The sequence below is a fragment of the Desulfosediminicola flagellatus genome (assembly GCF_005116655.2).
Classification (GTDB): domain Bacteria; phylum Desulfobacterota; class Desulfobulbia; order Desulfobulbales; family Desulfocapsaceae; genus Desulfopila; species Desulfopila flagellata.
Genome location: NZ_CP050698.1, coordinates 3,657,695 through 3,671,236, shown reverse-complemented (window position 1 = coordinate 3,671,236; position 13,542 = coordinate 3,657,695). Strand labels below are relative to the sequence as shown.

General features: G+C 44.2%; 15 protein-coding genes. 8 read left to right on the top strand and 7 right to left on the bottom strand.

Annotated features, from left to right (window positions below):
- The first annotated feature begins 51 nt into the window (after nucleotides 1-51).
- On the top strand, nucleotides 52-561 hold the full coding sequence (locus FCL46_RS15185) for an ADP-ribosylglycohydrolase family protein (protein ID WP_136806770.1): 510 nt from the start codon (nucleotides 52-54) through the stop codon (nucleotides 559-561).
- 211 nt (nucleotides 562-772) lie between these two features.
- On the opposite strand, the gene FCL46_RS15180 is transcribed toward FCL46_RS15185, so the two are convergent.
- Both FCL46_RS15180 and FCL46_RS15175 read right to left on the bottom strand, forming a co-directional pair.
- A complete protein-coding gene (locus FCL46_RS15180) occupies nucleotides 773-1,159 on the bottom strand; it encodes an Hsp20/alpha crystallin family protein (RefSeq protein WP_136806771.1) in 387 nt (128 codons plus the stop codon).
- A 60-nt stretch (nucleotides 1,160-1,219) separates the two neighbouring features.
- Nucleotides 1,220-1,666, bottom strand: coding sequence for an Hsp20/alpha crystallin family protein (locus FCL46_RS15175; protein WP_136806772.1), 447 nt, complete (start codon nucleotides 1,664-1,666; stop codon nucleotides 1,220-1,222).
- A 270-nt stretch (nucleotides 1,667-1,936) separates the two neighbouring features.
- Here FCL46_RS15175 and FCL46_RS15170 point away from each other — a divergent pair, with 270 nt between their 5' ends.
- The 6 genes from FCL46_RS15170 to ftsH all read left to right on the top strand — a co-directional run bounded on the left by FCL46_RS15170 (nucleotide 1,937) and on the right by ftsH (nucleotide 7,842).
- On the top strand, nucleotides 1,937-2,521 hold the full coding sequence (locus FCL46_RS15170; protein ID WP_136806773.1) for a hypothetical protein: 585 nt from the start codon (nucleotides 1,937-1,939) through the stop codon (nucleotides 2,519-2,521).
- 30 nt (nucleotides 2,522-2,551) lie between these two features.
- Nucleotides 2,552-3,511 carry a zinc metalloprotease HtpX gene (locus FCL46_RS15165; protein ID WP_136806774.1) on the top strand — a complete coding sequence of 320 codons (960 nt, stop codon included), beginning with the start codon at nucleotides 2,552-2,554 and terminating at the stop codon, nucleotides 3,509-3,511.
- Nucleotides 3,512-3,773: 262 nt separating this feature from the next.
- Nucleotides 3,774-4,481 carry a DnaJ domain-containing protein gene (locus FCL46_RS15160; RefSeq protein WP_136806775.1) on the top strand — a complete coding sequence of 236 codons (708 nt, stop codon included), beginning with the start codon at nucleotides 3,774-3,776 and terminating at the stop codon, nucleotides 4,479-4,481.
- A gap of 4 nt (nucleotides 4,482-4,485) precedes the next feature.
- Nucleotides 4,486-4,773, top strand: a complete 288-nt coding sequence (locus FCL46_RS15155) for an FmdB family zinc ribbon protein (protein WP_136806776.1) — start codon at nucleotides 4,486-4,488, stop codon at nucleotides 4,771-4,773.
- A gap of 607 nt (nucleotides 4,774-5,380) precedes the next feature.
- Nucleotides 5,381-5,563 carry a hypothetical protein gene (locus FCL46_RS15150; protein WP_136806777.1) on the top strand — a complete coding sequence of 61 codons (183 nt, stop codon included), beginning with the start codon at nucleotides 5,381-5,383 and terminating at the stop codon, nucleotides 5,561-5,563.
- A 416-nt stretch (nucleotides 5,564-5,979) separates the two neighbouring features.
- Nucleotides 5,980-7,842, top strand: coding sequence for an ATP-dependent zinc metalloprotease FtsH (ftsH, locus tag FCL46_RS15145; RefSeq protein WP_136806778.1), 1,863 nt, complete (start codon nucleotides 5,980-5,982; stop codon nucleotides 7,840-7,842).
- A gap of 108 nt (nucleotides 7,843-7,950) precedes the next feature.
- Here ftsH and fbaA read toward each other — a convergent pair whose 3' ends face one another.
- Nucleotides 7,951-8,982: a class II fructose-bisphosphate aldolase gene (fbaA, locus tag FCL46_RS15140; protein ID WP_136806779.1), complete on the bottom strand. Its 1,032-nt coding sequence runs from the start codon at nucleotides 8,980-8,982 to the stop codon at nucleotides 7,951-7,953.
- A gap of 484 nt (nucleotides 8,983-9,466) precedes the next feature.
- Here fbaA and FCL46_RS15135 point away from each other — a divergent pair, with 484 nt between their 5' ends.
- Complete coding sequence (locus tag FCL46_RS15135) at nucleotides 9,467-9,817, top strand: GTPase (RefSeq protein ID WP_136806780.1); 351 nt, start codon at nucleotides 9,467-9,469, stop codon at nucleotides 9,815-9,817.
- Nucleotides 9,818-9,897: 80 nt separating this feature from the next.
- Here FCL46_RS15135 and FCL46_RS15130 read toward each other — a convergent pair whose 3' ends face one another.
- From FCL46_RS15130 to FCL46_RS15115, 4 genes are all read right to left on the bottom strand, one after another.
- Nucleotides 9,898-10,326 (bottom strand): universal stress protein, encoded by a 429-nt coding sequence (locus FCL46_RS15130; RefSeq protein WP_136806781.1) that lies wholly within the window; start codon nucleotides 10,324-10,326, stop codon nucleotides 9,898-9,900.
- 103 nt (nucleotides 10,327-10,429) lie between these two features.
- Nucleotides 10,430-11,725, bottom strand: a complete 1,296-nt coding sequence (locus FCL46_RS15125) for a TRAP transporter large permease (RefSeq protein ID WP_136806782.1) — start codon at nucleotides 11,723-11,725, stop codon at nucleotides 10,430-10,432.
- A gap of 2 nt (nucleotides 11,726-11,727) precedes the next feature.
- The gene (locus FCL46_RS15120) at nucleotides 11,728-12,237 is read right to left on the bottom strand and encodes a TRAP transporter small permease (protein WP_136806783.1); all 510 of its coding nucleotides are present in this window, start codon (nucleotides 12,235-12,237) and stop codon (nucleotides 11,728-11,730) included.
- Between the two features lie 112 nt (nucleotides 12,238-12,349).
- On the bottom strand, nucleotides 12,350-13,387 hold the full coding sequence (locus FCL46_RS15115; RefSeq protein ID WP_136806784.1) for a TRAP transporter substrate-binding protein: 1,038 nt from the start codon (nucleotides 13,385-13,387) through the stop codon (nucleotides 12,350-12,352).
- Between the last annotated feature and the right edge of the window lie 155 nt (nucleotides 13,388-13,542).

Sequence of the window (13,542 nt, the reverse complement as noted above, 5' to 3'; positions counted from 1 at the left end):
TCTCAATATCATATCGTTAAAAACAACGAGGAGACGAGGACGACCATAACAATGCACGAAAGAGCGCAAGGGGCGATACTTGGAGCATTTATTGGCGATGCCTTGGGGCTCGGACCTCATTGGTACTATGACCTCAGTGAGTTGCGAGCAGATTATGGGGAGTGGATTGATGACTATACAGATCCAAAATCCGGGCGATACCATGATTGGTTAAAGGCCGATCAGCTTTCACAGTCCGGGTATATCCTGACCATGATGACTCGTTCTTTGAACGATTGTGGCGGTTATGATGAAAGCGATTTCTGTAAGCGGTTGGATGGCGATCTTTTTCCACAACTTGACGGAACTCCGATGAGCGGCCCTGGGCTATATACCAGCCAATTTATACGAGACGTCTGGCAACAGAAGACCATCAGAGCGATAGGTTGGCAGGATAACGGGAGCAATGCCGACACCACCGAAGCCATTGAACGGACTCTGGTCATAGGAATGCGCTATGCCACCCGTCCTGCAGAAATGGCAGCAGCAATTGATCCCGATATTAAAATGGATCCTGCTTGAAAAGTCTAAATTGCTCAGTGTGTTTTTCGATCAATGGTGGTAACGCTGGTGTTGATTTCTGCGTTGGCAACTAATGGAATTGAAAGTGAAAAGCTTAACGACTGTATTTGAAAAATTAAAGCGGGTAAACCGGTGACGGCTTACCCGCTTTCTCTTAATGAATCTTAATGGTAGATCTCATGCTTTTGTTCGGCGATTTTAGCACCTTCTGCTAAGCTGATCGAATCTCAATGGTGCGCGGTTTTGCAGCTTCAGCCTTGGGAAGATGGAGTTTTAGTACCCCTTCTTTCAATTCGGCATTCACTTTACCAATTTCTATAGTCTGGGGTATCGAAAACACTCTCTGGAATTCGACATCGCCAAATTCCTCCCAGCCGGTTGCACCAGTCGTCTGTAGCTTTCTTATACCGGTTATCTCAAGTTTTCCGTTATCGATATTGATGTTGATCGCATCTTTCTTCACTCCTGGCATATCGGCGTGGAGCAGGATCTCTTCATCATTTTCATAAATATCGACCAATGTTGCGATGGTAGGGATATCCATGCTACGCTCAGGCATGCTCTCTTCCCGTGTAGTCATTTCTTTTTTCTCACTCATGACATTTCCTCCGAAATTTACCATTCATATGGACCCTGGTTCTCATCTGGCCCCTATTTCCTAACTGATGGTTATCTGCTTGGGTTTGGCCGCCTCAATTTTTGGCAGGTTCATAGTTAATACACCATCTCTAAGTACCGCTTCGACACGCTCGGAGTCTACATCTGTTGGCAGGGTGAAGCTTCGGGTAAATGTGATACTGCCGCGCTCAACTCTGTGTGCTTTATAGCCTTCAGGTACTTCAGACTTTCGTGATCCGCTCAGTTCGAGATAGTTACCCTGAATACGTACGTTCAGGTCTGCTTTGGCTACACCTGGCAGTTCAGCGATTAATTGAAGTTTATCACCAAGGTCATACAGGTTTGTCTTTGGAGTATCATTGTTTGCTCTCAAGCGAAAGTCGCGGCCAGCGGATCTGTCGTATTCAGTGAACAATCTGTTCATTCTTGAGTTCAGTAGATCCATGGCACTAAACATACGATCGATGTCATTTGTTCTTGTCCACATAATCTTTTCCTCCAGTTAGAGAGTTTTTTACTCCGCCCAGGGTAAAGGGCGGCTGCATGTTTCAACCACCAAATGAATGAAAACGTGTTGATTATCAAATTCTCTTTCATATGAGCGGTCGATTGTATCCTTTGTCGCAGAAAATAAGGTCACTGTTATTCATGTCAATATGTGAAAAGCAGAAAATATATTTTTTCTCTCACATTACTTTTTGTTTCCTTGTTGACATGGTAATGTGGTGTTGCTATTTTTAAACAACGGAGGGAATACATGGTGACTGAGAAGCAAACTGAAGAAAACATAAACGACCTTACAATTGATGACCTTATTTGTAAGCAGTCGGTTCGGGCAACATTCAAGCTCCCGGTAGATCTTATAGAATTACTGGGAGTAATGTCAGGACAGTTGGGTATTAAACAGAAATCAGTGATTGATCAGCTGACCCAGGACAGGCTGGAGCTGAAAAGACTGGCAAAGATTGCAAAGAGTGAAGAAACCCGTAGGGGCGCGGTTAAACAGAAAACATTTGTTCTAAGCAGATCAACTCTCAACGCAATAAATGCTATAGCCCGGCAGCACAATATTCCAAGAGATGTAATTGTCGAGATTTCGATTAAACGGCTCGTTCCGCTCATTGAGACGGAGCTTGAAAAACACCATAAACGAAAAGTCATCCGCAAGGAGATGAGAGAGTATCTAATGGCAGGTGAGCGGCTGAAAAAGAAGACCCGCGAACTGCTTGGTGCAGAAGATGATCTCTTTGAAATGATAGAAAAACAGATCGCCCTGACCGAGAAGAGTATTGATGAGATTGATACGATTATCGATAAAGGAATGGCGATGGAGGGTTGGTAAAAAACAGCGATACAATTTCGAGGTAAGAACATGAATAGCGATCTTGTATTTCACAATAAAGTTAAAAACCTTATCCACACAGTTGTTCTGTTAATTATAATGGCGACTGTTACTGGCCTTGCTGCCTATATGGTAGCTGGCACCGATGGAGTCTGGTTCGCAGTATTTGGAAGTGTTATTCCTATTCTCTTTTACGGAAATTCAACAACCGAGCATCTGATCCGGGTAAGAGGGGCCAAACCTCTATCGCAGATACAGCATCCCCGGTTGTATCAGGTAGTCTCTACTCTAGCTCGACGTGCAGGGCTCTCTCATATTCCACAACTTTTCTATGAACCGTCAGGAACCATGAATGCCTATGCTACAGGCAGGAGGGAAAAGCCTGTAATTGTTTTGACTGATGCTCTGCTCCGTAATCTCAACATGCGAGACATTACAGGAATCCTTGGGCATGAGATTGCTCACATCAGGAACAATGATCTCAAAGTGATGCTCATGGCGGATAGTGTTCAGAGAATCACCGGTTTTATCTCCATCTTTGGTCAGATGGTATTACTGCTTGCCATGCCTTTGGTGATAGTTGGAAAAGTCAGTATCTCGCTGGTCCCGATGCTTTTTATCGTTTTTGCGCCGACAATTGTCCTGGCGCTGCAAATGGCACTTTCCAGAACGAGGGAGTTTGAAGCCGATTTGGTGGGAAGTGAACTTACCGGGGATCCGGCTGGCCTGGCTCAGGCTTTGTATAAACTTGAGCACTATCATCGCAATTACTGGCGTAGTCTGTTGTTTACACCCTGGAGGAGTTATAGGGCACCGTCATTATTGCAAACTCATCCACCAATTGCGCAGCGTATTCGTCGGATTATGGCTATGGCGCTTGTCGATTCGCCTCGTGCGGATGTGTATACAACTGATCACTGGCAACCGCATGGAAGGCAGTCTAAACGGAGTCCACTGTCGGTTCGTCGTATGCGCTGTCTAAACTGTTGAGACTGAGTGGGTATCTAAAGACGATATGGCAGCAAAAAAGTATTATATGACATTCTTTACAGGCTTGGACAGCTTCGTGGTCTGAGATAAACGATTCAGGTTCATCAAAATTCAACCCTGGGGAAAACAAAGAAATGTAAATGCGTTAAGAAACAAAAAAAGAAAATAATATAACAAGCACAGTGAGTTTTCGGACACCTTTTCACCCATAGATAATTCTGAACAATTTCAGAAGAGACAATATTCTTCAGGAGGATCTACCATGCCCAAAAACTATTATATTATTTTAGGCATTCCAGTTAATTCTACCGAGGATGATATCAAGGCGGCCTATCGTCGTCTGGCTAAGGAGTATCATCCTGATTATTTCGGAAGCAACCAGGCTCCTTTTCAGGTGATCCATGAAGCCTATTCAGTTCTGAGTGATCCTGCACAGCGTAGAAGTTATGACAATAATCTCCAGGACGGGATTGGCAGATACAATCATCCCGAATCTGATACGGTTGATGTTTCTAAGGCTAGTAGCCATGTTGAGCCACTTATTCCTCAAGAGAGAACTCCGGCACATCCGAACAGGTCTCTGGATCGATCTATCCATCACTACAATAGCCTGTTTGATGGCCTATTCGACCGGATGCTTTCTGGATTCCATGAAGACCGACATCCTCAGTTTACCCTTAATCGGACAATCGAGGTCCAGTTGACCAGCGATCAGGCGGAAAAAGGTGGCAATGTGCGGTTAAACGTTCCGATGCAGATCCGCTGTCCCAGCTGCAATAGTGCAGGTCATCGGCGAGTGCGGGGCTGCTGGCGCTGTAATGGGGCTGGCTATCTGACAGGCGAGAAACAGCTGCTGCTCAGCTACCCGGCAGGAGTCCGGTCCGGTCATACTATTCAACTTCCGGTCACTAGAATCAATGATCGGGATATTTCTATAAACGCGGTTATACGTATATATAAAAGGAGTTAAAGCCATGCCAATTTACGAGTATAAGTGCAGTGAGTGTTCAACCCAACATGAATGTATACAGAAAATTACTGATGCCCCAAAAACAGAGTGTCCCGATTGTGGTGGAGAACTCTATAAACTGATATCACTGAATTCATTCCAGCTCAAGGGAGGTGGTTGGTATGCCGATGGATATTCATCAAAGCAGCCTGGCACGGAGTCATCAACAAAAACTGGCAGTGTAGAGAACTGTAGAGCTTCTACAGTAAAGAAAGAGGGGACGGCAAACTGTTCGGCTAGTTCAACGGTTTGATCAGTTTTGAAACAAAAAAGACGCAGATTTTTACATGCCTGCTGAGCCTTTTAACTGAGATGACAATCATTGCTAAAAGGCTCTTATGACCGAATTTTATCCTTTTAGAAGAGACGGGTTTTGCTCCTGTTATTTTTGTAATAAAGGCTTTGATGGACATGAGGTTTCTTAGGATCGTTCCGTGGTTTGTTTATCAATATGAACTGATCTAGTGTCCCGTCAACGCTGATCTGTCAGTATCTTGCTTGTCCTTTTTCGCTCCTGTGCTGTCGGTGTATGTGTTACATTGCACAACTATGCGCCACATACATCGACAGCACAGGAGCATAAAATTACGGTGCAATATACCGACATTTCATCATTGACGTGACACTAAAATTTTCTTTCCACTGATTTTCTGATCACTAAATTATAACCAAAAAGGATGTTACGGATCCTTTTGCTTATACACTGTATGCCTGGCAACAATCAGGATCGTCTACTTGATTCGAAGCAGGTCGCACTCTTGTTTCTGGCAAGTAAATTTGATAAAATACAATAGTGATAAGACTGCTTCAGCGAGTCCGATGCAGTAGGGCATTCAATTCAACTGGATGGAGGCTGAGTTATGAATATTTGGCTACCCACTCCCCTATACCAAGCGTTTCCCCTCATCTGTGTTATTGTCGGTTTTTTTGCCATTGCTCTGATGCATAATCCGCTAGGAGTTATCCTTGCTTCCGGGATGTACATCTATTCTTATCGTGTACTATGGCTCAGACTTCCCTATGAAAATGAAGAGGATACGTAAAATTCAAGATTCTCGGCTTTTCAATATGTCACCGTATTTCTTTGTGCTGCTATCTTTTCATGTAAGGTTGAAAGGATAGTGATGAGGCAGAAGAATGGTAATGTGTTTTCTGCATTTCTGTGCGTGAACTGACAGAAGAGTTGCTTTCTGCTGTTTCCTTCCTTCTTGTAGTGTTCCTATTTTGAAATAGAGCTAATGATAATTGCCAATTGGATGCTATACTTTATATAGCATAGGGAATAGGGGAGCTGAGCAGTAGATCTGTGATGGATTCAACCCGATAACCTATTCGAAAAAATGGTCGGGGAGTGACCATTCATAATGTGTTGTTGTGTTGTTATATTTGAAAATATATCAGGTGGAATCTCAACCCTGCCTATTACAGCAATTGATAACCTCTGAACTAGAGGAGCCTTATGGATAATCCCCAAAAACTCAATCTGATTTATGCGATAATTGCCTTATTTGGCATAATGATTCTTCAGGATCTGCTTATTCAGCAGCAAACGGTTCAACCGGTTCCCTATAGTGAGCTCGAAAAACTGCTTGAGCAGGGCAAAGTCACTGAGCTTACCATTAGGGAACGGACGATTGCCGGTAATTTGCGAGACCCTGATGAAAAAGGGAAAAAGGTAATTATCGCCAACCGTGTTGATCCTCGTCTTGCTGAACAGTTGTCCCGCTATAACGTTCCCTTCACCCAGGCCCACGAAAGCAAATTTCTCCTGACACTCTTTTCGTGGATTGTTCCCGCCCTCGTATTTTTCGGAATCTGGTTATTTGTTATTCGAAAAGTTATCGATAAACAGGGTCCTGGCGGTGGCTTTATGAATATCGGGAAATCAAAAGCAAAAATTTATGTTGAACAACAGACAGGGGTTGATTTTGAGGATGTTGCCGGGGTGGAAGAGAGTAAGGCTGAGCTGGTTGAAATTGTAGATTTCCTTAGATCTCCTGATGAATATGGTGTTTTGGGTGCGCGAATGCCAAAAGGTATTTTGCTGATCGGACCTCCAGGTACAGGAAAAACGCTTTTAGCGCGAGCTGTTGCAGGTGAGGCGGGAGTTCCATTTTTTTCTATTAGCGGGTCTGAGTTCGTAGAGATGTTTGTCGGAGTGGGTGCGGCACGGGTGCGTGATCTTTTTGAGCAGGCTACTAAAGCTGCGCCGGCAATAATTTTCATTGATGAGTTAGATGCGCTGGGGCGGGCTAGAAGCGCTGTAGGCGGCATGGGCGGTAACGATGAGCGGGAGCAGACGCTTAATCAGTTGCTGGTCGAGATGGATGGCTTTGATCAGACCGGCGGGCTTATTTTGCTTGCTGCAACAAATCGTCCCGAGATACTTGATCCTGCTTTACTGAGAGCCGGTCGCTTTGATCGTCAGGTGCTGGTTGATCGCCCTGATAAGATCGGAAGAGAGCAAATCCTGAAAGTGCATATGAAAAACGTCAAGATTGCTGACGATATGGAGGTGTATAAGATCGCTGAGCTGACAACCGGTTTTTCCGGGGCTGATCTCGCAAATCTTGTTAATGAAGCAGCACTGCTTGCAACACGGCGGAAGGCGGAGCGGGTCGAAACAGAAGATTTTACACGCGCAATAGAACGTATTGTTGCAGGTCTTGAGAAAAAGAATCGGCTGTTAAATCCTCGAGAGCGTGAAATTGTCGCCTATCATGAGATCGGTCATGCGCTCGTTGCGTTGGCCATGCCCGGTGCAGATCCTGTCCATAAAGTTTCAATAATTCCTCGCGGAGTAGGTGCCCTTGGTTACACTATGCAGCGTCCGACAGAAGACCGATTTTTGATGACTAAGGAAGAACTTGAACGGAAAATAGCTGTGCTCATGGGTGGCCGTGCCGCGGAAAAACTCATTTTTGACCATCTTTCAACCGGCGCATCAGATGACCTCGGACGAATTACAGATATCGCACGGTCAATGGTTACCCGTTACGGTATGGATGAAAAGATCGGTCATGTTGTCTTTGAGGATCATCAGCAGACCTTTCTGGGACAGCAGGGGTTCCCGTCGGCTAACAGGACAGGGATGAGTGATTCAACCGCAGAGCAGATAGATACATCTGTGCGTGAAATAGTTGATACGATATTTAGTTCAACGTTGTCCCTGCTTGAATCAAATAGGACCATTCTTGAGGAATGTGCCAAAGTACTACTGGAAAAAGAAACACTTGATGAGAATTCATTAAAAGAGTTGACCAAAGATTTACACAAAGTTGAAGTGTTTCCGCTTGCAAACACTTCAATAAACATGAATTAGCAAAAACACGACAAAGGCCGCGTTCAGGGGTGGCATTGGGGTGTCACCCCTGAACACTTTTGAATATGAGCACCTGAACATATTGAATAGCGTCATAAGAAGTGAGGCTTAGATATTCTTTCCAAGACTCGTTCCGGTAGAGCGCAGGTCGTTACAGGCACGCATAAGTCGATCGGCCATATTCTGTTCAGCTTTTTTGCCCCAGGATCGTGGATCGTAGACTTTTTTGTTGCCAACCTCACCTTCGATTTTCAGCACACCGTCATAATTTTTCATCATATGATCAACGACAGGGCGTGTGTATGCATACTGGGTATCGGTGTCGATATTCATTTTCACCACGCCGTAATTAAGCGATTCATGGATATCAGCAATTTCAGAACCTGAACCTCCATGGAACACAAGATCAAGGCGGGTATCGGGGCCTTCTGCTTTGGCAACAGCTTCCTGTCCATCGCGCAGGATAGTCGGTTTAAGTTTCACATTACCCGGTTTGTAAACTCCATGCACATTGCCAAAGGTGGCTGCCAGTAGAAAACGTCCCATCGATCCAAGTTCACGTGATGCCAGCACCATATCTTCAGGGGTTGTGTAGAGTTTATCTGCTGATACTCCGGATGTGTCGTGACCATCCTCTTCGCCACCGACAATGCCTGTTTCGATTTCTAGAATCAAATCCAGTTCGACACAGATCTTCATCAATCGCTTAGATTCAGCGATGTTCTCATTCATCGGCAGAGCTGAACCATCATACATATGGGAACTGAAGAGATTCGGAAGCCCTGCAGCTCTTCGTCGTTTGGTCTCCTCGATAAGTGGCATCATAAATGAGTCAACATATTCAGGATGGCAATGGTCGGTATGCAGTGCAATATTTACATCATAATGTTCAGCCATGATATGTGTATAGACTGCAAGAGCGATGGCACCTTTAGCCATGGATCCTACTCCAATCCCCGAGCCAAATTTGCCGCCACCGGTCGAAACCTGAATAATACCGTCGGAATTTGCCTCTTTAAAGGCCAGAAGAGCTGCATTGATTGTTGAGCTTGAAGTTATATTTACAGCTGGATAGGCAAATTTATTCTCTTTTGCATTGTCCAGCATCTGGCAATATTGCTGATAGTTAACAACTGGCATAATAGAATTCCTCCCTTGGTGAGAGTTAAAGTAGAGAGTTCCTTGCGTTCTAAACGATACAGGTTTCTGTATCATGGGTGACTGTCCAAGTATTCATTCGGGCAGTGGCTACATGAATTCAATCATGAATGTACATGTATTGAAAGTAAAGACGGATGATTTTGAAAATGTTGTAATTACAGATACTAGTAATGCCTTATACCAATATTTCCAGGAAATGTGCAGTATCTGCCTGGAAAAATGGAATAAAAGGAGGCGTTTAAACTTCATATTTACATGTTGGATTTGTGATTTTTAATAATTACTACTGAGACTCAGATTGGAAAAGTGAGGGGGAGGCGTAAGGGGTGAAGTGTTTTAGTGTAGATACGCCTTCCTCTTCACGCCTATCACCTCACTTTGGAATTGCGGATTAATGATAATTACTTGAGCGAAAATAAAAAAAGACCTTACAGACCACTCAAATTTTATAAAGGAGTGCTGAATGAAATTGATTTTTATCTATAATGCGGATAGCGGAGTACTAAATACCGTTAAAGATATCGGGCACAAGCTTTTTAGCCCGGATACCTATGATTGCCTGCTATGCAGCTTAACTCACGGTACCTTCAGAGAAAATCCAGAATGGAAAACATTTCGAGAACATTCAACGTATGAGATGGTTTTTATGCATCGGGACGAATTCGAGAAAAACTACGCGAAAAAGATGGAATACCCGGTGATTTTAAAAGAGACAAACACGCTGGATATCGCTATTTCAAAAGAAGAGCTGGAGTCGTTTAAAAACCTTACTGGCCTTATCGATGCTGTTCAGCAGTTGGAGAAAGCAGGATAGAATAAATCGGGGCCGGTAGAAAGAGATCTACCGGTCCTGACTTGAAAAATATATTCTTGAGATAGTATTACGGATAAGAGTTAAACGAGTAATACCGGACATTTTACATTATGCAGCACATGGTTGGCGACAGAGCCGAAAAGGACGTCCCGTATTTCACCACCACCTTCGTGTCTGCCGATCACAACGAGCTGAAAATCCCTGCTGTTGGCAATGTGAATGATTGTCTGTCGTGGTTCACCTGTTTCTAGTAACAGCTCGCAGGAAAATCCAACATCCTGCAGCATACCGTTGTATTTTTCCAGAAGATTTCTGCCGGATTTTGCGGCATTCTGCTTCACCATATCCAGCTGAAAATCAGGAATCATCCTATAGGCGAGCTGCTCCTGGTTAATGACATAGAGCAGTGTGATTTTTCTCGGGAAACGCTTTCGTTGCTCGATTACTGCTTCGATAGTTTTTTTGGCAGTTAGTGAATCATCTACAGGAATCAGGATCTTAGGGTCCATACTTACCTCCCGTTCTGAAATTAACGTCCACCCTGAGTATGCCTCAGGGTGGAGGCGGGTCTAACAGCATTACTGTTATGTCTGCTGAATACTATTATACACTTTAATTTCCATATCCGTATATCAGTTTCGGCAGCAGTAATACGAGATCCGGCCAGAAGGTCAGCACCATGAGGATGGCGATCTGGATGAGCAGAAACGGCATTACAGCTCTTGAAACATATACCAGGTTACGATCTACAGTCGCGCCGGTGATATATAGGCTGACACCAAGTGGCGGGGTACAGTAGCCAATACCAAGATTTATAGTCATCAATAGGCCGAAGTGCATGGTGTCTATCCCGAATTTACTCAAGAGGGGTAGAAAAATAGGAGTAAGAATCAGGGTCGCTGAAATGATATCCATAAACATGCCGATAAAAAGCAGCAGGATATTAACTGAAAGTAAAAAGACCCATGGTGAACTGATGTTCTCCACAACAACCGAGGCAATTTGGCCAGGGATTTGCTCAAATGTAAGATATTCACCAAAAACCGAGGCGCCGGCAACAATAACCAGCAGAGTTGCAGAGGTAACGGCTGATGAAACGATAACCCGTTTTATATCTTTGACCTTCATGTCACGATGGATGCAGATCTCAACAAAAAAAGCATAAAAACAGGCAACAACAGCTGCCTCATTGGCAGTGAACAGGCCGGAATATATTCCGCCAAAGATTAAAACCGGTAAAAACAGGGCCCAGCCGCTCTCTTTAAATACTGCAATAATTTCCTGTGCTGATGGCCGTTTGCGCTTTTTCATTCCCATCTTTTTACAGACAAAATAGGAATATGCGCTCATAGCCAACATAATCAGCAAGCCAGGAATAAAGCCGGTCAAAAACAGTGCTTCAAGCTGATCATTGCTCACCATTGCGTAGAGTATCATAGCAATGGAAGGGGGGATGATAACACCGAGAATTGGAGCCGTGGTCATAATGCCGACAGAGAATTTCTCATCATAGTTATTCTCTATTAGAGCAGGGATCATGAAGCCGCCAATAGCTACAACGGTAGCGACCGTAGAACCTGATATAGCACCGAAGAATCCACATGCCAGAACACCTGCCATTGCAAGTCCGCCAGGAAGAAAACCAACCAGGACGTTTGCAGTTTTGATGAGCTTTGCGACAATTGATCCGGTAGTCATAATGTTTCCACAAAGTACGAAAAACATAACAACCACAAGGGCAAATTTGTCCATGCTGCGATAGAGCACTTCTATAACAATCTGCGGATCAATACCTACACCAAAAACAAGGCCGATTGTGCCGGTAAAAAAGAGCGCCATAAATACCGGCATGGTGGAGGCGAGGCAGCCGAGCAGCAGGGCGAAGATCATCAGGTATGAATTATCCATGATTATTCGCCTCCCGTAATATCATTTTTGCCGATCCAGTCTTCACGCATGGTGATCAGGGTGCGGATAAACATCATAAATCCCATCAGTGGCAGAATTGCATAAAAATACCATTCCGGGATTTGCAGAGTGGCGGTCAGAGCGTACTCGTCTTCAAACATCATCATGGTCATCGTGCTGCCCAGGTAGATCATACAGCTGGAAAAAACCAGTACAGCAATATGTGAGAGTTGGGTAAGCGGTTTTTTCAGAACCGGTAGCATTTGCGGGAGTGCGTCTATGCGAATGAGCGAACGGCTGCGGATTGCAGCCACGCAACCTATATATGTTGAAAAATAGATAACTTTTCGAACAACTTCATCCGACCAGTAGAGACTGTAATCGCTGGTGGTTTTACGTAGCACAACATTGGCCATAGCAGTCAGCAGGGCGATGCAGACTGCCGCAAAAAGCGACCATTCCTCTATAAAGAGAAATCCGCGGTCGATGGTTTTGTACAGTTTTTTCAACATTTTATATCGATAATTTTTGCAAGAAAAAAGGGTTGAAGAGATAGTCTTCAACCCTGAAAAATGTCTGACCATAGCATCTATGGCCAGTCATATCTGTTACAGATATCAGTCGCTAGTTACCAAGAGTCGTACGTACCTTGGCAAGATAATCAGGACCAATCTTCTGGCCCCACTTTGTCAGTACCGGTTCTGCCTGGGTTTTAATTTCGGCTATGTCAGCGTCAGAGAGCTTTGTGAATGTAACTCCTGCTTCTTTGGCTTTAGCAATTTGCTCCTCATGCTGTTGACGGGTCAGAGCACGAGTTTTTTCACTTTCTTCTTTGATAACATTGAGAAATACTTCCTGCAAGTCTTTTGGCAGTTTATTAAGCCAGCGTTTATTCACAAGATGAACGAAGAGCCCCTGAGCGTAATTCAGCTCAGTGAAGTTCTTGGCGATAGTAAATTTCTTGGTGATGTTACAGACAATTGCGGTGTGGTCAAGGCCGGTGATAACGCCGGTCTGAAGAGCCTGCGGTACATCTGGCCATGGCATAACGGTGAACTTCAGTCCCCATGCTTTATAGGAATCTGTGTTTACAGGGGCTTCGGCAATACGAAAGTTAACAGCCTTGGCATCAGCAATACTATTTACAGGTGTGTTGGTTGCCCAGCCGTATGGACCATAACCGGTGATGTCCGCAACTATAAGGCCCTGGCGTTGTGCGCCATTGGCAAATGGTTCCCAGAGATCAGGAGTATTGCGGAATGTGTCAAGTTTGTCAAATGTGTCGATAACATACGGCAGATTGACGATTCCAAGGCGGTCAGAAACGTTAGCTGCAGCAACAGACGAAGAGAGCATACCCTGAACAGCACCAAGCTTCAGCTTGCTGATTACATCTTTTTCTCCACCAAGCTGTGATAGAGGTCTGTAATCAACATAGATGCGCCCGTTGGTAGCTTCCCAGACAGCGTCACGAATACGATAACCAACAGCAACACCTTCAATTACCGGGTGGCTTACGTTAGATAATATATAAGTATACTCGGCTGTGCTCGGGTCAAACTTTGGTTGCCATGCAGCCAGAGGGTCTTTCTTCGCTGCTGCAATCATTGCAGTAGACAGGCTGATGGTTACTAGGAGGAGTAGGACTAAAAGCTTTCTCATTGGCAATTCTCCATGCAGGTGATGTTCTGAATTATTTTTTTAATGCAGACAAAATAAAAAATAGTCTGGTTTTGTATTGTTTTATGTAAATTCACATAACATGAATAGTTTTGTTGTTCAATCCATAACTGGAAAAAAGTGAGGTTTTTGGTGTT